Below are 20304 nucleotides of genomic sequence, written 5' to 3' on the forward strand. Positions count from 1 at the left end.
GCCCTTGTGTTACTGGTTTTCAAGTTCTCTGATGCGCGTTTCGACGGCGCTTCGTTTTTCGAGATAGTCTTTTTCTTTTGCCCGTTCTTCGGCAACGACTTTTTCCGGCGCTTTTTTCAGGAACCCTTCATTGGACAGTTTTTTCTGGACGCGTTCAACTTCTTTATTCCATTTTTCCAACTCTTTCCTGAGCCGGGCCAGTTCTTCTTCAAAATTGATCAGCCCTTCAAGCGGCAGGAACAGTTCCACACCGGAAACGACCGCAGTCATGGCTTTGTCCGGCGCCTCAAGGTCAAGCCCCATTTTCAATTCATCCGGGTTGCAGAAACGGGTAATGTACGCTTCGTTTCGTTTTAAAGCCGCTAAGACCGTCTCGTCTTTCGCTTTCAAATGCAGTTTGATTTTTTTGCTTAACGGCGTGTTCACTTCGGCGCGGATATTGCGGACAGAACGGATGATGTCGACAAGCAGTTTCATTTCTTCGCTGGCCGCGGCATCCGTAAGGCTTTCGTCCGCTTCCGGCCACGCGGCTGTTGTGATCGATTCCCCCTGATGCGGCAGGTTTTGCCAAATTTCCTCGGTAATAAACGGCATGAACGGGTGCAAAAGCCGCATCGTATTGTCGAGCACATACGCGAGAACCGAGCGCGCCGTTTTCTTCGCTGCTTCATCTTCGCTGTAAAGCGGCAGTTTTGCCATTTCAATATACCAGTCGCAGAAATCGTCCCAGATAAAATTGTAAAGCATGCGCCCGGCTTCGCCGAATTCGTATTTGTCCGCCAGTTTTGTAACGGTTTCGATCGTTTCGTTCAAACGCGTTAAAATCCATTTGTCAGCGACTGATTTTTCACCGGAAAGGTCAATTTCTTCGTATTTCAGCCCGTTCATGTTCATAAGCGCAAAACGGGAGGCGTTCCAAATTTTATTGGCGAAATTCCAGACCGCTTCGACTTTTTCGTAACTGAAACGCAAATCCTGGCCGGGCGCGCTGCCGGTAGTAAGGAAATAGCGGAGCGAGTCCGCGCCGTATTTGTCGATTACTTCCATCGGGTCGACGCCGTTGCCGAGCGATTTGCTCATTTTCCGCCCCTGCTCGTCGCGGACAAGGCCATGGATCAGGACATCTTTGAACGGGCGTTTGCCGGTAAACTCAAGCCCCTGGAAAATCATCCGCGATACCCAGAAGAAAATGATATCATAGCCGGTCACAAGCGTATCGGTCGGATAATAACGCTTGTAGTCTTCCGCTTCTTCATCAGGCCAGCCCATTGTCGAAAACGGCCAGAGCGCCGAGCTGAACCACGTATCGAGCACGTCCGGATCCTGTTCCCAGTTTTCGATGTCACGGGGCGGCTCGGTGTCAACATATACTTCGCCGGTTTCTTTATGGTACCAGGCCGGAATCCGGTGGCCCCACCAGAGCTGGCGCGAAATGCACCAATCGCGGATATTTTCCATCCAGTGCAAGTAGGTTTTTTCAAAGCGTTCCGGCACAAAATGGACTTTTCCTTCCGACGCCTGCAGTTTTACCGCGGCATCAGCGAGCGGCTGCATTTTCACAAACCATTGCGTGGACAAATACGGTTCGACAACCGCGCCGCTCCGTTCGGAATGGCCGACCGAATGGATATGGTCTTCCACTTTGACAAGAACGCCGAGTGCTTTCAAGTCCTTCACGATCTGTTTGCGGCATTCAAACCGGTCCATGCCTTTGTATTTTCCGGCATTTTCATTCATTGTGCCGTCCTCGTTCATCACAAGGATGCGTTCGAGATTGTGGCGGTTCCCGACTTCGAAGTCGTTCGGGTCATGGGCCGGTGTAATTTTTACGGCACCGGAACCAAATGCCATATCAACATACTCGTCTGCGATAATCGGAATTTCGCGGCCGACGATTGGCAATACAATCGTTTTCCCGATTAAATGTTTGTAGCGTTCATCATCCGGGTGGACAGCGACCGCCGTATCACCCAGCATCGTTTCCGGGCGCGTTGTCGCGATTTCAATCGTGCCGGAACCGTCGCTTAACGGGTATGCCAGATGGTAAAATGCGCCCTGCACCTCTTTGTAGACTACTTCAATATCGGAAAGCGCCGTTTTCGTTTCCGGGTCCCAGTTGATGATGTACTCGCCGCGGTAAATCAAGCCTTTTTTATAAAGCGAAACAAATACTTCTTTTACAGCTTTTGACAGCCCTTCATCGAGCGTAAAACGTTCGCGCGAATAATCGAGACCGAGGCCGAGTTTCGCCCATTGTTTGCGGATAAAGTGAGCGTATTCCGCTTTCCACTTCCATGCTTCTTCCGTAAACTTCTCGCGGCCGAGGTCATAGCGGGATTTGCCTTCTTCACGCAGTTTGGCTTCCACTTTTGCCTGCGTTGCAATCCCGGCGTGGTCCATCCCCGGCAGCCAGAGCACATCATAGCCCTGCATCCGTTTCATCCGGGTTAAAATATCCTGCAAAGCCGTATCCCAGGCATGGCCGAGATGGAGCTTGCCGGTTACGTTCGGCGGCGGAATCACAATCGTGTACGGCTTCTTTTCCGGATCGCCTTTTGCTTCGAAAAATTTGCCGTTCACCCACCATTCATAGCGCCCTTTTTCAACAGCCTGCGGATCATATTTGGTCGGCATGCTGATGTCCTGCTGTTCCATTTGTATCATTCCTTTCTGCGTTTTTTGCGGATAAACACAAAAACTCCCTTCGCCATAAAAGGACGAAAGGAGTCTGTTCGCGGTACCACCTTTTTTCACGGGCAAACGGATGCCCGGCACTCTCGGGTCATTAACGGCACTTCGCCGGCTTTTGCTATTATCGGGTTCACAAAAGCTACTCCCGGGCGACCTTCCAGCCTGTTTCGCATAGGAAATCTTTCAGCAGCTGATTCCCCTCTCTGCATGGAAACAAAATCTGTACTCTTCCCGTTCATTGTATTTTGATTTTTGAAATTGGCTATAGTTTATGGTATCGGTTTTTTTGAAAATCGTCAATAGCATTGCCCATTTTTAGAAAAAATATGCAACGGATTCACTTATCCGCCCGCTTTTCATACATTATCGTTGAGGGATAGGTGGATGATGATGAAGAAAAAAATTGACAAACAGGCCGTCCGTACTTGGGGGCGGAATGCAAAAAAAGTGTGCAAGCAGCTGATTCTTCCGTTCTCCGTCTTTCAGGCCATCCGCACGATTATTTTTCCGACCACGTTTGACGTCCTGCTGCTTGCCATATTTATTCTCATTTATCTCGGGTTCCAGTATGAATGGTTTTAATGGCCGTCCCTGCTTTTCATGACGCGGGGGCGGTCCCTTGTGACAACTGCATGACGACATACTCGGTATTTTTCATCCGCCAGTACTTTTCCTGCAGTTTCGCGACTGCTCTCGCTTCATGGCGTTTCCCTTCATTTGCAAAGTATTCCTCCACGGTTTGGATGATCGGTGCGGGATAAGCGAGATAGCTGAAAAATAAGCTTTTTTCATCTTCCTTAAGCGGAAAATAGCTGAAGTAGGTCTTCACCCAGTCCACGCAGTCGTCAAACCGGCTCGGATAGGAGTCGAGCGCCCGCGACAAGAAGGGAAGCAGGTCATAAAAAGGCGCAGCGGTTTTTGCCAGTTCGAAATTAGTGAAGTATCCGAGCCCGCGTTCATCGTACAGGAAATGCTCCGTTGAAATTTTTCCGTGGATGGTCACCGTTCTCGCTTTCTCCATCTCTTTCGATTGTTCATACCAGTTTTCCAGCTGCTGGATCGAGAATTTGAGCGCCTGGTTCGTTTCATTGTAAAAGGTGCAGTACAACAGGGCAAACGGGGACATATAGACCTGCTCTTCACACCGTTCAAGGAACTCTTCTAAAAAATCCTGCTGCCCGTACCAGCGGGAAAGGGTTTCTTCATAGTATTCCCGCCGTTTTTCTATTGAGACCTCCGTATCTTTGACGGACAAGCTGTGCAGGCGCGCGAGTTCCCTGAACATTTTTTGATGTTTCTCGCCGCGTGCTTCTTTTTCTTCGTTTGGCAGCCAGGGCATTAAATAGTACAATGCCCCGTTATACAGCACCCCGTAACGGCCGTCCAACGCGGGATAGACCGGGACAATACGGTTATACCCCCGCTGGTACAGGGACTGGACATGCCGGATAAATCCCATCCCGTTTTGCGGTGCAATTTTTTTTAAAGCAAAAATACCCTGGCCGGTATAAATTTTATACACTTTTCCGTACCGCCCGACATATTCAGTGTTCAGGCCGTAATGCTTCACAATCCGATTGATGTCCTGCTGCGAAAGGTCAGCCACCCGTTTCACCTTCTTAGAGCGTTACTCCTCAAAAATAGGCGCTTGCTCATTTTCATTCCCCGCTGGCGCCGCATTCGCCGCGGCTTGGACGCAGGCGCCTTCCGGGTTAGGAAGACTTTCATTTTGCTTGATGCCTGAACATAGACCGCTTTAGGCTAAGGAAGACGCTAAGTTTTGCCTGCTTCCTTCACACAGGCGCACGCCGGGTTAGGGAAGGCCCCGCTTTTGCACGCTTCCTTCACGGAAACACACTCTGAGTAAGGAAGACGCATATTTTGCAAGCTTCCTTTACGTGGTCAATTCTATGTTAACTCAGGCTCTGAATGCCAATGCATCTTCACCTGGACGCCCGTGCCTGTGAATGCCCGGGCTCAGTGATTTTTTTCGGCGCGCGCGTTGGCGGGAACGTACAGCACTTGCCCCTCATACACATCCTGGTTCACTTCCAAATGGTTCATCCTTAAAATCTGCTGGACATTGATATTGTATTTTTCAGCAAGCTGGTCGAGCGTCTCCCCGCTTTGGACGATGCAAACCTTTAACTTGGCAGGCTTTTCTTCATCTCTCCGGGCAAAAAAGTCGGCAAGTGAAATGGATTCGTATTTTTGCTTCTTTTTCTTCTTGGCAGCCGAATCCTTTTCTTCCGGCTCTTCCTCTGTTTTTCCTTCGCTTTCAGGCGACTCTTCCACCATCGTTTCGCCTTCGGTGCCAGAAGCGGATTCGTTTTTTTCAGGCGATTCTTGCTTGAGATAAGCAGAAGATTCATCTTCCATTGCTTTGCTCTCAATCCGGAAAACAGGTTCAGTCTTCCTGGAATCGTCCGGCTCAAGAGATTCTTCATTCAGCGCCGTTTTGCTCTCCGTCCGGGACACGGATGCGGTTTCTCCGGACAATTCCTGATCAGGATGCCATTCGTCCCGTACCGGATCTGCCTGCCATTCATTCCGCACTGATTCGCTTTCTGCTATTGATGCCGGTTCGTTTTTGCTGGAAAACTCCGGTTCCGCATGCCATTCATCCCGCGCCACTCCGCTTTCCGCCAACGATGCAGACTCATTTTTATCAGGTAACTCCGGGCCGGCCTGCCATTCGTCCTGCGCCGGTTCACTTTCCGCCAACGATGCCGACTCGTTTTTACCAGGAAAGTCCGCTTCGAAATGCCATTCATTCTGCACTGGTTCACTTTCCGCCAACGATGCCGATTCGTTTTTTCCGGAAAACCCCGGCTCCGCGTGCCACTCATCCCGCGCCACTCCGCTTTCCGCCAACGAGGCAGACTCATTATTACTGGAAAACGCCGGATCCCCATGCCATTCATCCCGTACCGGCGCGGTTGTTTCTGCCTGCCATGAAGCACTTTCCGGCCTTTTTCCGCCTGTTTCCGGCAAGAGGCTCTCCTCCTCCTCTTCTGGCAGTTCGACCGGTTCCAATACATTCAGTTCGTTTGTGAACGGTTCCGGCTGAGCAACCGATTCTTCCGGCACCACACGCGATTCAATTGTAAAAGGCGTATACAATTCCGGGTCAGCGTGAGATTCATCCTCTTCTGCTTTTTCCTCATCTGCACGAAAAGGCACTTCTTCAAAGCTTTCCGCTTCTTCCATAAAATGGCGGGGCAGTTCGGCGCTCTCTTCTTCTTGTTCCGCCAAGCCCCATTCGGAATGGCTGAAAGGCGCCTGATATGCTGCGTCCGGCTCATCCAAATATGTTTCCCTGCCGTTTAAATCCGGGTATGGCGCTGTTTCTGCTTCGTCTTCTTCCTCATCCCCGTCTTGCAATATTCCCTCAATCGCAATATCCGCATTGATTTTTAAACAATCGGTTCCGTGAAACTGATAGTCAAAACCTTCTATATTGACGTCCAGCTCCTCAATATCCGCAATTCTTGTCTTTGGAATGGTAACGTCTACCGGGAAAGATTGGTAAAATTCAAATATACCGTCTTCTTCCCGGTACTGGACCGACTGCACGTACTTCCTGAACAGCACATCTTCCCCTTCTTCTTCCCCGCAACCAATGTACTCCCCGGATAAATAGAGATTGCCTTTGATCACGACATACTGCTCCAATTCCTGTATGGTGATATGGGGATCCAATGATATCGATAAAAGTTCTTCAACTTCCTGTCCTTTTTTAAACCAAATCAATTCTTCTAATGAAAATCGTATGGACGATTGATTTTGCGGCAAAGCGGGTTCCTCCCTTCAATTCCTCCAAATCCCAATGAATATGTCATTTACACTGTATGAAGCAATCGGGGTTTTTATGATCGCAAAAAAACCGCAGCATCCGCAAATCACTTGAATGGCTTTTCTGCTACAATATTGGATGCGGTGAAAGATCGGTAAAAACTGGCCATCCGTTTTCAAAGTTACCCATTCAAAAACCGCAGGGCACCCAGCATGCTTTCCCTTATTGCCGTTTCTCTCACCCGCAGCGGACAAAACGCAAAAAACCGGCTCATCCGTTTTCGGACTTGCCGGTTCATAGCCGCAGGATTTACCCGCGGATTGCCTTAAATGTTTTTTCTGCTGCTTCGACGGTACGGTCAATATCGTCATCTGTATGCGCGGCGGACAGGAAGATGCCTTCGAATTGGGACGGCGGGAGGAAAATGCCGTTTTCTGCCATGCCACGGTAGTAGCGGGCAAACAGATCCAAATCCGAAGTTCTTGCTGATGCAAAATTATTGACTTCTTCATTGGTGAAAAAGATGCCAATCATCGATCCCGCCCGGTTAATGGTATGCGGGATGTCGTATTTCACCGCTGCCTCATGAAAGCCCTGTTCGAGGCGGTCTGCTTTTCGCCTGAACGCTGCATACGTTTCAGGTGTTAACTGCCGCAATGTTTCATATCCCGCCGTCATCGCAAGCGGGTTGCCGGACAAAGTCCCTGCCTGGTAAACAGGCCCGGTCGGTGCGATTTTTTCCATAATGTCGGCCCGTCCGCCAAATGCGCCGACAGGAAGGCCGCCGCCGATTACTTTGCCGAGGCAGGTCAAATCAGGCGTTACATCAAAATAGCCTTGTGCACAGTGATAGTCGACACGGAAACCGGTCATCACTTCATCAAAGATCAGGAGGGCGCCGTATGCTGATGTGACATCGCGCAACCCTTGCAAAAAGCCGGGCTTCGGCGGAACAACGCCCATATTGCCGGCAACCGGTTCGACGATGATGCAGGCAATATCTTCCCCGTACTGCTCGAATGCCGAACGGACGGCTTCCAGATCATTGTACGGGACGGCAATCGTGTTTTGCGCGATCCCGAGCGGCACGCCGGGGCTGTCCGGCAAACCCAGTGTAGCAACGCCCGACCCTGCTTTGATCAGGAGCGAATCGCCATGTCCATGGTAGCTGCCTTCGAATTTTAAAATTTTATTCCGGCCTGTATAACCTCTTGCCAGGCGCAAAGCACTCATCGTGGCTTCCGTACCGGATGAGACCATGCGGACAATTTCAATCGACGGCACGCGTTCTTTCACGAGTGACGCCAGTTTATTTTCCATGATCGTCGGCGTGCCGAAACTCGTCCCTTTTTCAGCCGTTTTTTTCAGGGCATCCACGACTTTGGGATTGGCATGGCCAAGGATGAGCGGCCCCCATGACAGCACGTAATCAATATATTCATTTCCGTCAATATCATAAATTTTTGCGCCTTTGCCGTGGTCCATAAAAATCGGGTTCATGCCGACCGCTTTAAAGGCACGGACAGGGCTGTTCACCCCGCCCGGCATTAATGTGACCGCTTCTTTGTATGCTTCGATTGAGTTTTCATATGAGCGCATCTTTCAACCTCCGTTTATTCCGCAAGCCAGCGGGCAATATCGAGTGAAAAATAGGTAATGATGAGATCGCAGCCGGCGCGTTTCATGCTTGTGATCATTTCAAGAACAATCGCTTTTTCATCAATCCAGCCGTTTTGTGCAGCGCCTTTTACCATAGAATACTCTCCGCTCACATTATACCCGACAACCGGGAGGCGGAATTCATTCCGCACATCACGGACGATATCAAGATAAGAAAGCGTCGGTTTTACGATCAGAAAATCCGCCCCTTCTTCCACATCCGACTGCGCTTCACGCAATGCTTCGAGCCGGTTGGCCGGATCCATCTGGTAGGTTTTCCGGTCCCCGAAAGCGGGGGTGCTGTCAGCGGCTTCGCGGAACGGGCCGTAAAAAGCGGATGCGTATTTGACCGCATAACTCATGATCGGCACATCTTCAAAGCCTGCTTCATCAAGCCCTTTGCGAATCGCTGTGACAAATCCGTCCATCATATTCGAAGGCGCAATGATATCAGCGCCTGCTTTTGCCTGGCTGATCGCCGTTTTCGCAAGCAGGTCAAGGCTCGGGTCGTTTAAAATTTTCCCGTCTTCCACAACGCCGCAATGGCCGTGATCGGTATATTCGCACAGGCAGGTATCAGCGATGACAATGATATCCGGGTAATTTTTTTTGATGAAACGGATGGCTTCCTGGACGATGCCGTGGTCGTGGTACGCTTCCGTTCCGGTTGCATCCTTATGGTTCGGTACGCCGAATAAAATGACGGATTTGATGCCGAGGGAAACAACTTCATCCATGATTTCATGGAGGCGGTCCAGCGACCAGTGGTACACACCCGGCATCGAAGCAATTTCATTTTTAACATTTTCGCCTTCAACAGCAAAAATCGGATAAATCAAGTCGTTCACTGTTACATTCGTTTCGCGCACCAAAGCCCGCATATTGGCGCTTTGGCGGAGCCTGCGGTGGCGGGCAAACTGCAAATCTTTCATTTTATTTCCTCCTAAACTGGTAGAATGCCGCAATGCATTGCATATGCACGACGGGCCGGCTTGTTGGCGATGATTGCGGCGGCGGGCACATCCCGCTTTTTCTATTTTTTCTTTGCGGTCAAGCGTCGCCCGGCTGTCCCCCGGGCAAACCATGCACGGCAACCGTCTGTCAGGCCGGCCGCTTCAATCCCGGGTTCTTGCCGGTTCTTGCTATTTTTCTTCTAAACGGACAAAATCGCATAATGCCCCAAGCATGGCCCCGACGGTGTATTCATCCGGGCAAACCGCTGCACGGCTTCCGGCTTTTTCCACTGCCTGCCTGGTTGAAGGGCCGATGACTGCGATCCGGGTTGAAAGCCCCGCGATATCTATGCCGTTTTCCTCAAGCGCGCCTTTAAAATGGTGGAAGGCGGAAGGGCTTAAAAACAGGGCAAAATCGATTGTTTCCCGCCCGAGCAAGCGGGCAAGCTTTTCTTTTGCCCCTTCTGGCATATACGTTTCATAGACAATCCATTCCTCTGCTATTATACCGCTTTTTCTTAGAAAATCCGCAATTTCTGTCCCGGCCAGGTTTCCTTTCGGGAGAAGGACGCGTCCTGCACGGTGCCCGCTCCGCATAAATTCCCGGGCAAAATCTTTTGCCGTAAACTTCCCGGGTGCAAAGGAAACCTTTAAACCGGACTGTTCCATACAGGCAGCCGTCTTTTTCCCCACGGCTGCCCAGTTTATGTTCAAATGCTCACATGCTATACCCGCACGGCTGCATGCTTCCAAAAAATAACGGACCCCGTTTTTGCTTGTAAACACAACCCAGTCGTATGCCGGCAGTTTTCGCAAAAATAAAGGTGCGGACGGGTCGGCATATGCACGGAAGGCAACCATCGGGAAGACAAAAGGGGTGCCGCCGAGCGCTTCAATTTGTGCTGCGAGCTTTTCGCCGTCTTTTCCGCCTCTTGTGACCAGAATGTTTTTTCCGCTTAAAGGCCCGTTTGCCGTCATGGCTGCCCGAGCTCCGCTTTCACTTGTTCAATCAGCGCCTTTGCCCCCTGCCGGCTTAAAATATCTGCCGCCTTTTCTCCGGCTGTTACCGGGTTGCGGGAGACAACCGTTTCTTTGTAAACCGTTTTGCCATCAGGGGAGGCGACAAGGGCCGTGAGGGAAATGCCTTCTGCCGTTTTCTTCGCAAGGCCGGCAATCGGTACCTGGCAGCCGCCTTCCATTTTATCAAGGAAGACGCGCTCCGCCCTTACTGTTTCCGCCGTTTCTGCGCTCTCAAGCTCCCGGAGCGCATCGAGCAGTTCCCCGTCATCAGCGCGGCATTCGACAGCCAGCGCGCCCTGCCCGATTGCAGGCAGGCAAATATCCGGGTCAAAAAATTCGGTGACGGTGTCCGCACTCCAGCCCATCCGTTTTAAACCGGCTGCCGCGAGGACGATCGCATCGTAATCCCCGTTTTTTAATTTTTCCAGCCTTGTATCAATATTGCCGCGAACAGACTTAATCCGGATATCGCTTCTTACGGCAAGCAGCTGGGCGCCGCGGCGGAGGCTGCTTGTCCCGACAACCGCCCCTTCCTTAAGGCCGGAAAAAGGGGTGCCATTTTTGGAAATCAATGCGTCCCGCACATCTTCGCGCTCCGGAATGCAGCCGATCACAAGCCCGTCCGGAAGCACAGCCGGCACATCTTTCATGCTATGTACAGCCATGTCAATTTCATGATGCAGCATGGCATCTTCAATTTCTTTGACAAACAGGCCTTTCCCGCCGACTTTGGACAGGGTGACATCGAGCACTTTATCGCCCTTTGTGATGATTTCCCTGATTTCAAAACGAAAAGGCAGCCCGAGCTGTTCAAGCTTCGCCACCACCCATTTCGTCTGCGTCAGGGCAAGTTTGCTCCGCCTCGACCCTACGACAATTGTTCTCATCCGGCAATCCTCCTAATAATACAAATGAAAATCCGATAATCCCGTAATTAGAAAAAAGTTAATCAAAATGATCAAAAAAGCGGCCGTATTCCAGTAAGCCAGTGTTTTTCCGAACATGCGGCGGCGTTCGCCGGCATACAGGAGAAAACTGTATACAAGCAGCACGGCAAACGAACCGACAATTTTCGGATCGAACCAGTGAATGGCCGGAAGCCGCAAGTATGCCCATTCCAACCCGAGAATCAGCCCGATCAAAAGGACCGGGACCGCAATGGCATTCATCCATTTCGAAAGCCGCTCCAGTTTTGCCAGATCATTCAGGCGCCAGATTCTGTGGCTCCATTTCTTTTCCTTCAGCCACTTATATTGTAATAAATACAGAATGGAAAAGACAAAGGACAGGGAAAACAGCACGTAAGCGATCAGCGTCATCGTAATATGCATGAGCAAAAGTTCCGATACCCTTCTCCCTGCCCCTTGTGAGACCTTCCCCGGCGCAAAAGCGTGGACCGTCATGATGAAAAAGCCGATGACGTTTGTAAAAAACACGGTAAAGTCAACGCGCAGCAGGCGGTTCAGGGCCAGAGACAGCGTCAGCAATGCCCATGCATAAAAATAAAGCCCCTCAGACAATGTCAAGACAGGGAACCGTCTGGTGTGGGCCATATATAAGATAAATATCAAAGTCTGCAATGCCCAGACAACGGAAAGAAAACGGAAGGCAGCCTTGTTGGCCTTCCGGTTCCGGTGGAGAAAGTCAAGAAAATAAAGCAAAATACTGGCGGCATACAGCAAAATCATGCCTTCATGCAGCCTGTCCGTCCATACGGCATACATTGCCGGGCTCTCCGGTTAACCCGAATAGGACGGGCGGACTGCATGCCGCGCCATTTCGGCTGCCGGCTCCGCTTGCCCCGTCTCTGTTTCTAAATTGAAAATTTGGCGGAACAGTTCCAGATTCCGGGCTGCATCCGGCGAACCCGCCATTTCTTTTGCCTGCAGAATCGGATCTTTCAGCATCTGGTTGATGATGCTTTTTGTATGTTTGCTGATGACTTTCCGTTCGCGTTCTGTTAAGTCCGGCAGCTTCCGTTCAATGCTTTTCATCGTTTCCGCCTGGATCGCGAGCGCTTTTTCCCGGAGCGCCGTGATCACCGGCACCACTCCGAGTGTATGGACCCATTCATTGAATGCGCAAACGGCATCGGAAATCATGTCCGCAATCTGCCGGGCAGCTTTTTCCCGTTCTTTCAGATTGGCTTCCACGATGCCTTCCAGGTCGTCAATATCATACAGGAAAACGGATTCAAGGGACGCGGCTTCCGGATCAATATTGCGCGGCACGGCAATATCCACAAGCAGCAGCGGGCGCCCGTTCCGTTTCTTTTCAATGGGTTTCAGCATATCTGCTGTAAGGACGTACTCTTTTGCCGAAGTGGAGGTGATCGCGATATCCGCATCCAAAAGCGCGGTTTCCAAAGATGACAGCCCGAGTGCCTCGCCATGGAAGCGTGCGGCAAGGCGCCCGGCTTTTTCCGGCGTGCGGTTGATGACGGTAATCCGAGTGGCGCCGCTGCCGTGAATGTTTTCCACAGCCAGTTCGCCCATCTTGCCGGCGCCGATGATGGCCACTTTTTTATCAGCCATGCCGCCGAAAATTTTCTTCGCAAGCTCCACAGCCGCATAACTGACCGAAACGGCATTGGAAGCAATTTCCGTTTCTGTATGGGCTTTTTTTGCCAGTGTAACCGCATCTTTGAACAAGCGGTTAAAAATGGTGCCGGTTGAACCGGATGCTTGGGCCAGCAGAAAACTGTCTCTCACCTGCCCGAGAATTTGCGTTTCGCCAAGCACCATCGAGTCAAGCCCGCAAATCACTTTAAACAAATGCGCAATGGCTTCGTTGTCTTCGTAAATAAGCAGATAGGGGGCAAATGCTTCCTTATCTATCCCGAACCATTCCGACAAAAAATCTTTAATATAATAACGCCCGGTATGCGCCTGGTCGGCGACCGCATAAATTTCCGTACGGTTGCATGTAGACACGATGACATTTTCCAAAATGCTCTTTTTCTTTTGCAGCGCCGCCATCGCATCCGCGAGGTCCGCCTCATCAAATGACAGCTGTTCGCGGATTTCAACCGGCGCAGATTTATAGTTTAAACCGACAGTAAGTATTCTCATTGTTGCCCTCCGGCACCCCCATTTTATCTTGCCAAATGCATAGGATTGAATGTTGATCTATGTTAAGATGAATAAAAGAAAAAAGCTCGTTTTTCCCATTTGGCATAATAACCATTCCTACCTGTAAAATAGCAGAAACAGGCGATGGTTTCAAGCAACTAGATTGAAGGAAAGAAGTGTGTCCCATTGAAAAGCCGCAAAATTTTTTCCGCGATTATCCTGATCGGGTTCGGCCTGTATTTTTATTTGCAGCGTTTTGACCTTACCGGCATGAAGGATTACTTTACATGGCCGACGCTGTTGATCATTGTCGGGCTCGCTTTTTTAGGCGAAGGCTACTGGGGCCGGGACGAGGAATCGATTTTGCCGGGGGTCATTCTCGTCGGGTTCGGCCTCCACTTCCACCTTGCCGGCAAAATCGCAATTTGGCCGGACAATATCGGGGTCTTTGTTCTCATCATTGCCATCGGTTTTTTGCTCCGTTCGCAAAAAACTGGGGATGGCACGTTTTACGGCCTGCTGTTTCTCGTGCTGTCCATCCTGCTCCTGTTTTCCGATAAAGTGATGGGGTGGTTCGGCCTTGTCGAGAACAATGTTTCTTCCCTGATCAATTTCTGGCCGGCCGTGCTTGTCGTTATCGGCGTCTACCTGCTGTTTGCGAAAAGAAGGGGGCGGAAATAACCCGCCCGTAAAAGCCGGGCATTCAAACAGCCCGTGCGCCCGAAAAAAACGGCCAGGCGATTCCCACCGGCAAATTCCGGGGAGGGGCCGCTACAAGCCCGGCTGAATAAATACTATTTCGGATGCGGTCCCGAAGCCTGCAGAAAAGCCCGGCGCCCACATTGGCCCCGGGCTTTTATTCACTTGATTCTTTCCATCAGGGAAGCCCACACTTTGTCCTTCCCCTCTCCTGTTTCAGATGAAAATAAAATGATTTCGTCTTCTTTTTCCAAATTCAGCGTTTCTTTTGCCGTTTTCAAATGGGATGCCCATTTGCCTTTCGGGATTTTATCGGCTTTTGTGGCCACGATGATACACGGGATTTTGTAGTACTTTAAAAAATTGTACATCAGACAGTCGTCGTTTGTCGGCGGATGCCGGACATCCACAATGAGCACGACCGTCTTCAGCTGTTTTCTTGATGTCATGTACGCCTCAATCATCTGGCCCCATTTTTCCCGTTCTTTTTTCGACACCTTCGCAAACCCGTAGCCGGGAACGTCGACAAAGTACAATTTGTTTTCGATTTTGTAAAAGTTCAGCGTCTGGGTTTTCCCCGGCTTGGAAGAGGTCCGGGCAAGGGCTTTGCGGTTGATCATTTTATTAATAAAGGAAGACTTTCCCACATTTGATCGGCCGGCAAGCGCAATTTCCGGCAAATGCCCTTCCGGATATTGCTCCTGCCGCACCGCGCTGATGACCAGTTCTGCCTCCGTTACTTTCATTTCTCCTCACCTGCAATGGCAATTTCAATGACTTCATCCATATGCGTGACCGGGTAAAAATGGAGATCCCCGCGCACGCTTTCCGGAATGTCATCCAAATCTCTCTCATTTTCTTTCGGAATAATAATTTTTTTCAGCCCCGCTCTATGTGCGCCGAGCGATTTTTCCTTCAATCCGCCGATCGGGAGTACTCTGCCGCGCAGGGTGATTTCGCCTGTCATCCCGACTTCCTTATGCACGGCATGCTTCGTCAGTGCGGAAATCAGGGCGGTTGCAATCGTGATCCCGGCAGAAGGGCCGTCCTTCGGCACAGCGCCTTCCGGAACGTGGATATGAATATCATACTTTTCATGGAAATCCGGCGCAAGCCCGAGTGTTTCCGCTTTGGAGCGGACAAAACTGAAGGCGGTCTGGGCGGACTCTTTCATCACATCCCCAAGTTTTCCGGTCAGGACCAGCTTTCCTTTCCCCGGTGAAAGCGACACTTCGATCTGAAGTGTATCGCCGCCGACGGTCGTGTAGGCAAGCCCGGTCGCCACGCCAACCTGGTCTTCCATTTCGGCCTGCCCGTAATGGAAAAGCGGCTTTCCCAGAAAGTCAACGATATTTTTTGCTGAGACCGTGACCCGTTTTCTTTTCCCGGATACAATGACTTTCGCCGTTTTCCTGCAAACTTCGGCCAATCTCCGTTCCAGTCCGCGCACGCCTGCTTCGCGCGTATAGCGGCGCACGATCAGGCGGAGAGCCTCCGCATCCACCCTCAGCTGATTGCGGGCAAGCCCGTTTTCTTTTATTTGCTTAGGGAGCAGATGGGACTTGGCAATTTCAATTTTTTCCAATTCCGTATAGCCGGAGATCGAAATGATTTCCATCCGGTCGCGCAAAGGGCCGGGAACTGCAGACAGATCGTTGGCCGTTGCAATGAACATCACTTTCGACAAATCATACGGCTCTTCAATAAAATGGTCGCTGAACGCATGGTTCTGTTCCGGATCAAGCACCTCAAGCATCGCTGCTGAGGGGTCGCCGCGAAAGTCGCTGGCCATTTTATCGATTTCATCGAGCAAAAAAACCGGATTTATCGTGCCGGCTTTTTTCATGCCCTGGATGATCCGCCCCGGCATTGCGCCGACATATGTTCTGCGGTGGCCGCGGATTTCCGATTCGTCCCTCACGCCGCCGAGCGAAACGCGGACAAATTTTCTGCCCAAAGATTTTGCAATTGACCGTGCCAGGCTCGTTTTCCCGACACCCGGAGGCCCGGCAAGGCAAAGGATCGGCCCCTTGATCGACCGGGTCAGCTGCTGCACCGCCAGGTATTCAAGGACGCGCTCCTTCACTTTTTCAAGGCCGTAGTGGTCTTCGTTCAAAATCTTTTCCGCTTTTGCGACGTTGAGGTCATCTTCTGTAGCGTTCGACCACGGGAGCGTGATCAGCCAGTCCAAATAATTGCGGATCACCGCGCTTTCAGACGAAGCGGCCGGAATTTTTTCATACCGGTCCAATTCTTTGAACGCGGTATTGGCCACATGCTCGGGCATGCCGGCATTCAGAATTTTTTCGCGCAGCTCATGCACTTCCGCCGTTTTGCCTTCTTTATCCCCGAGTTCTTTCTGGATGGCTTTCATTTGTTCCCGCAAATAATATTCTTTTTGCGTCCGCTCCATCGACTTTTTCACTTGCTGGCTGATTTCTTTTTCAAGCTGCAAAATTTCCTGTTCATTTTTGATCAGCCCGATCAGCTTTCGAATTCTTTCTTTTATGTCAATCGTTTCGAGAATGTCCTGCTTTTGCGGAAGGCGGAGCGGCAAATGGGATGCGATAATATCGGCCGCCTTGCCCCCGTCTTCCATATCGGAGACCGCTTGGAAGGTTTCACCCGAAATTTTTTTCGACTGGCTGATGTACTGATTGAAAAATTCGAGCATCGTGCGCATCAACGCTTCCGTTTCTGCATCCGGCAGAAACCGCTCATCAAATGTTTCGACTTCGACGGAATAGAAGGTGCCTTCATCTTCAAAAGATACAATTTTTGCGCGCCGCACGCCTTCCACGAGCACGCGGATGGTCCCGTTCTGCAGTTTCATCATCTGGTTCACTTTTGTGAGCGTTCCGGTTTGGTATAAATCTTCCTGTTTTGGTTCTTCGATGGAAACGTCTTTTTGTGTCGTCATGAAAACTTCGCTGCCATGCATCATGGCGTTTTCAAGGGCCTGTACAGAGTAGTCCCGGCCGACGTCCAAGTGCAAAACCATCGATGGATACACAAGAATCCCCCGTAAAGGAAGCAAAGGAACTGTGTATGCGGATTGTGTTGTCATCTCAGCACCCCTATCTTGATACGTCTTTAGGGGGCCTGTCCATTAACCCCCTATGAGCGCATTGTCGTTAAAATGTTTCTTTAATGCGATATCCAGGACTTCTTCAAGCTGCCGGACCGGAACGATCGCAATGCCGGTGATTTCCTTGAATGAGGCCTGCATGTTTTCGGCAGGAATGATCACCGTTTTGGCGCCTGCCTGTTTTGCTGCTTTTATTTTGGCATACACGCCGCCGACCGGTTTGACCTTGCCGTGCAGGCTGATTTCCCCTGTCATGGCTGCTGTCTGGTCAACAGGAATTTTATAAATGGCGGAATAAATGCCGCATGCCATCGCAATCCCGGCGGAAGGGCCGTCAACCGGAATCCCGCCCGGAAAATTGACATGGAGGTCATACTGGTCAGCGGGCACACCCATCGTCCGTAAAACGGTAATGACGTTTTCGGCGGAACCTCTCGCCATGCTTTTTCTGCGGACCGATTTCCCTTCGCCGCCGATGCTCTCTTCGTCCACAATCCCGGTAATGTTGACGCTGCCCTTTTCTTTTGCCGGAATGGCCGCCACTTCAATTTCAAGAAGTATCCCTGTGTTCGGCCCGGTTACGGCAAGCCCGTTGACAAGGCCGGCCGCCGGCTGTTCAGGGGCCCTTTTCTCATAGCGCGGCGACAACTGGCTGGCTGTTGCCACCCATTCCAGGTCCTCCTCCCGGATAAAATCCTGTCCTTCCTGGATCGCAAGTCCTGCAGCAATTTGCACCATATTGACCGCTTCCCTGCCGTTTTGGGTATATTGCGCCAAAATGTCCAGGCCGTTTTCGCTGATTGCCATATGGATTTTATCAGCTGCCTTTTTTGCAACCTGTTTAATTTCGCTGCGGTCAAGTTCGCGAAAAAACACTTCCATGCAGCGCGAACGGATGGCCGGCGGAATTTCGTTCGGCGTTCTGGTCGTTGCGCCGATCAGCCGGAAATCCGCAGGCAGCCCGTTTTGGAAAATATCATGGATATGATGCGGAATTTCCCGGTTTTCAGGATTGTAATACGCACTTTCCAAAAAAACTTTCCTGTCTTCCAGTACTTTCAATAATTTATTCATTTGAACCGGGTGCAATTCCCCGATTTCATCAATAAACAGGACGCCGCCGTGGGCAGAGGTGACCGCACCCTGCTTCGGCTGCGGGATGCCGGCCTGCCCCATGGCGCCCGCCCCCTGGTAGATTGGGTCGTGAACGGAACCGATTAAAGGATCGGCAATGCCCCTCTCATCAAAGCGGGCTGTTGTGGCATCCAGTTCAACAAAAACAGCGCCGTGTTGAAAAGGGGATTTCGGATTTTTTTTGGCTTCCTCAAGCACAAGCCGGGCCGCTGCCGTTTTGCCGACACCGGGCGGCCCGTAAATGATACAGTGTTGCGGGTTCGGGCCGCAAAGCGCCGCCCGCAGCGCTTTAATGCCGTCTTCCTGGCCCACAATATCCGCGAACGCTGCCGGGCGGACGCGTTCCGAAAGCGGCACAGATAAAGAAATTTCCCGCAGTTTCCGCAACTGTTCCATTTCTTTTTTCGATTCCCTGTCTATCGTCATTTTTTGTGTTTTTTGGCTTTTTAACAAGTTCCAAAAGTAAAGCCCGATTATGACCCCGAAAAATAACTGGATCAATAAGGCAATCCCCGTCCAATTCATCCTATTCCCTCCAAGCATTTCAGTTGCAGCCTGATCATGCCGCTTCCTTATTTACCTAGTATCTCCGGCTGCCGGAGGGAATAAACGGGGATTTCTGAAAACCGGGAACGGGTAAGTGGAAGAAAAAAAGGCAAGCGCACCGCTCGCCCTTTGCTTCTTTATTCTGCTTCGCTTTTCATTTTGCCGGCGCTGTGCCAATACCGAGAATTTAACCCTGCTGCCGGAGGCCGGTTCCTGCTCAAAAAGAATGTTCACGCCGGATTGCCGGCGGGCAGCCCGGCTCCGTTTTATTTATGCCGATTTTGTCTGGTCGCTGCCTTCAATGACTGTGCCGTCTTTCAGCACAAGCCGCGGGAATTCTTTGTCCAGGACGGATTCTTTTGTGACAATACATTTTTTAATATCTTCCCGGGACGGCAAGTCGAACATCACATCGAGCATAATGCCTTCAATAATGGAACGCAGGCCGCGTGCACCCGTTTTTCTTTCGATCGCTTTTTTCGCGATTTCCTTCAGCGCATCCTGTTCGAATTCCAATTCTACATGGTCGAGTTCCAACATTTTTTTATACTGCTTGACCAGCGCATTTTTCGGTTCGGTCAAAATTTTAATCAATGCCTCTTCGTCCAATTGTTCCAAAGTGGCAATGACCGGAAGGCGGCCGATGAATTCCGGAATCAGCCCGAAAGAAAGCAAATCTTCCGGCAGTACCTGCTTCAGGAGCGATTTTTCATCGAGTTCGTCATTTTTTAAATCGGTGCCGAAACCGATCACTTTTTTGCCGAGGCGGCGTTTAATGATCTGGTCGATGCCGTCAAACGCACCGCCGCAAATAAACAGAATATTGGTTGTGTCAATCTGGATAAATTCCTGGTGCGGATGTTTGCGCCCTCCTTGAGGCGGAACGCTCGCAACCGTGCCTTCCAAAATTTTCAGGAGCGCCTGCTGCACGCCTTCACCGGAAACATCGCGCGTAATCGAAGGGTTTTCCGATTTACGGGCAATTTTATCAATCTCATCAATATAGATGATGCCTTTTTCCGCTTTTTCCACATCATAATCAGCCGCCTGGATCAGCTTTAACAAAATATTTTCGACGTCTTCTCCAACATAGCCGGCTTCCGTCAGCGATGTGGCATCGGCAATCGCAAACGGCACATTCAAAATGCGTGCCAGCGTTTGCGCAAGCAACGTTTTCCCGCTCCCCGTCGGCCCGATTAAGCAAATATTGCTTTTTGCCAGCTCTACTTCATCAATTTTGCTGTTGGAATTAATCCGTTTATAATGGTTATATACGGCAACCGCAAGCGATTTTTTCGCCTGTTCCTGGCCGATTACATATTCCGCAAGAATTTCACGGATTTCATGCGGTTTCGGAATGTCTTTGAATTCCACTTCTTCTTCCGTGCCAAATTCCTCTTCAACAATTTCCGTGCACAATTCAATGCATTCATCACATATATACACACCCGGACCAGCGACCAATTTTCGCACCTGGTCCTGCGATTTTCCGCAGAAAGAACATTTTAACTGCTGTTTTTCATCGCTGAATTTGAACATTCCATTCACCCCTTATATTGTACTTCTTCCACTCCATTGGCAGTTCCTGAAATAACAGGAACCCTTCATGACTCCCGCTTACCATTATACAAACCCCTTTTGCTGTGA

General features: G+C 50.6%; 15 protein-coding genes and 1 other annotated feature. Of the genes, 2 read left to right on the top strand and 13 right to left on the bottom strand.

All coding sequences use genetic code 11. From position 1 onward, the window contains the following. Nucleotides 1–9: 9 nt before the first annotated feature. Nucleotides 10–2655 carry a valine--tRNA ligase gene (locus NSU00_RS09830; RefSeq protein ID WP_133536297.1) on the bottom strand — a complete coding sequence of 882 codons (2646 nt, stop codon included), beginning with the start codon at nucleotides 2653–2655 and terminating at the stop codon, nucleotides 10–12. 55 nt (nucleotides 2656–2710) lie between these two features. Further along, nucleotides 2711–2939 (bottom strand) — a binding site (T-box leader). 142 nt (nucleotides 2940–3081) lie between these two features. Here NSU00_RS09830 and NSU00_RS09835 point away from each other — a divergent pair. Next, nucleotides 3082–3273: a hypothetical protein gene (locus NSU00_RS09835; RefSeq protein ID WP_017553791.1), complete on the top strand. Its 192-nt coding sequence runs from the start codon at nucleotides 3082–3084 to the stop codon at nucleotides 3271–3273. A gap of 16 nt (nucleotides 3274–3289) precedes the next feature. Here the strand turns inward: NSU00_RS09835 and ysxE are convergent, their stop codons facing one another. The 8 genes from ysxE to hemA all read right to left on the bottom strand — a co-directional run bounded on the left by ysxE (nucleotide 3290) and on the right by hemA (nucleotide 13190). Continuing rightward, complete coding sequence (ysxE, locus tag NSU00_RS09840; RefSeq protein ID WP_285958284.1) at nucleotides 3290–4306, bottom strand: spore coat protein YsxE; 1017 nt, start codon at nucleotides 4304–4306, stop codon at nucleotides 3290–3292. Between the two features lie 362 nt (nucleotides 4307–4668). Then, nucleotides 4669–6486, bottom strand: a complete 1818-nt coding sequence (locus tag NSU00_RS09845) for a LysM peptidoglycan-binding domain-containing protein (protein WP_340703621.1) — start codon at nucleotides 6484–6486, stop codon at nucleotides 4669–4671. Nucleotides 6487–6796: 310 nt separating this feature from the next. Next, the gene (gene hemL, locus NSU00_RS09850; protein WP_013859833.1) at nucleotides 6797–8086 is read right to left on the bottom strand and encodes a glutamate-1-semialdehyde 2,1-aminomutase; all 1290 of its coding nucleotides are present in this window, start codon (nucleotides 8084–8086) and stop codon (nucleotides 6797–6799) included. 14 nt (nucleotides 8087–8100) lie between these two features. Beyond that, entirely contained in the window at nucleotides 8101–9078 is a 978-nt protein-coding gene (gene hemB / locus NSU00_RS09855) for a porphobilinogen synthase (protein WP_340703622.1), read from the bottom strand. Nucleotides 9079–9288: 210 nt separating this feature from the next. Continuing rightward, entirely contained in the window at nucleotides 9289–10077 is a 789-nt protein-coding gene (locus NSU00_RS09860) for a uroporphyrinogen-III synthase (protein WP_340703623.1), read from the bottom strand. Beyond that, nucleotides 10074–11006 carry a hydroxymethylbilane synthase gene (gene hemC / locus NSU00_RS09865; RefSeq protein ID WP_061567037.1) on the bottom strand — a complete coding sequence of 311 codons (933 nt, stop codon included), beginning with the start codon at nucleotides 11004–11006 and terminating at the stop codon, nucleotides 10074–10076. The genes NSU00_RS09860 and hemC overlap by 4 nt, the downstream gene beginning before the upstream one ends. 12 nt (nucleotides 11007–11018) lie before the next feature. Next, nucleotides 11019–11843 carry a cytochrome c biogenesis protein CcsA gene (gene ccsA, locus NSU00_RS09870; RefSeq protein WP_340703624.1) on the bottom strand — a complete coding sequence of 275 codons (825 nt, stop codon included), beginning with the start codon at nucleotides 11841–11843 and terminating at the stop codon, nucleotides 11019–11021. Nucleotides 11844–11858: 15 nt separating this feature from the next. After that, the gene (hemA, locus tag NSU00_RS09875) at nucleotides 11859–13190 is read right to left on the bottom strand and encodes a glutamyl-tRNA reductase (RefSeq protein ID WP_019720883.1); all 1332 of its coding nucleotides are present in this window, start codon (nucleotides 13188–13190) and stop codon (nucleotides 11859–11861) included. Between the two features lie 186 nt (nucleotides 13191–13376). Here hemA and NSU00_RS09880 point away from each other — a divergent pair, with 186 nt between their 5' ends. Then, nucleotides 13377–13871, top strand: coding sequence for a LiaI-LiaF-like domain-containing protein (locus tag NSU00_RS09880; RefSeq protein WP_019720884.1), 495 nt, complete (start codon nucleotides 13377–13379; stop codon nucleotides 13869–13871). Between the two features lie 179 nt (nucleotides 13872–14050). Here NSU00_RS09880 and yihA read toward each other — a convergent pair whose 3' ends face one another. The 4 genes from yihA to clpX form a co-directional block, all read right to left on the bottom strand. Next, nucleotides 14051–14635 carry a ribosome biogenesis GTP-binding protein YihA/YsxC gene (gene yihA / locus NSU00_RS09885; RefSeq protein ID WP_017553800.1) on the bottom strand — a complete coding sequence of 195 codons (585 nt, stop codon included), beginning with the start codon at nucleotides 14633–14635 and terminating at the stop codon, nucleotides 14051–14053. Beyond that, nucleotides 14632–16956, bottom strand: a complete 2325-nt coding sequence (gene lon / locus NSU00_RS09890; RefSeq protein WP_019720885.1) for an endopeptidase La — start codon at nucleotides 16954–16956, stop codon at nucleotides 14632–14634. The genes yihA and lon overlap by 4 nt, the downstream gene beginning before the upstream one ends. Before the next feature lie 42 nt (nucleotides 16957–16998). Further along, nucleotides 16999–18636 carry an ATP-dependent protease LonB gene (lonB, locus tag NSU00_RS09895; RefSeq protein WP_013859842.1) on the bottom strand — a complete coding sequence of 546 codons (1638 nt, stop codon included), beginning with the start codon at nucleotides 18634–18636 and terminating at the stop codon, nucleotides 16999–17001. A 291-nt stretch (nucleotides 18637–18927) separates the two neighbouring features. Beyond that, nucleotides 18928–20196 carry an ATP-dependent protease ATP-binding subunit ClpX gene (gene clpX / locus NSU00_RS09900; RefSeq protein ID WP_029142254.1) on the bottom strand — a complete coding sequence of 423 codons (1269 nt, stop codon included), beginning with the start codon at nucleotides 20194–20196 and terminating at the stop codon, nucleotides 18928–18930. Nucleotides 20197–20304 lie beyond the last annotated feature (108 nt).

The organism is Weizmannia sp. FSL W8-0401 (assembly GCF_038009125.1).
Lineage (GTDB): Bacteria > Bacillota > Bacilli > Bacillales > Bacillaceae_C > Weizmannia > Weizmannia coagulans.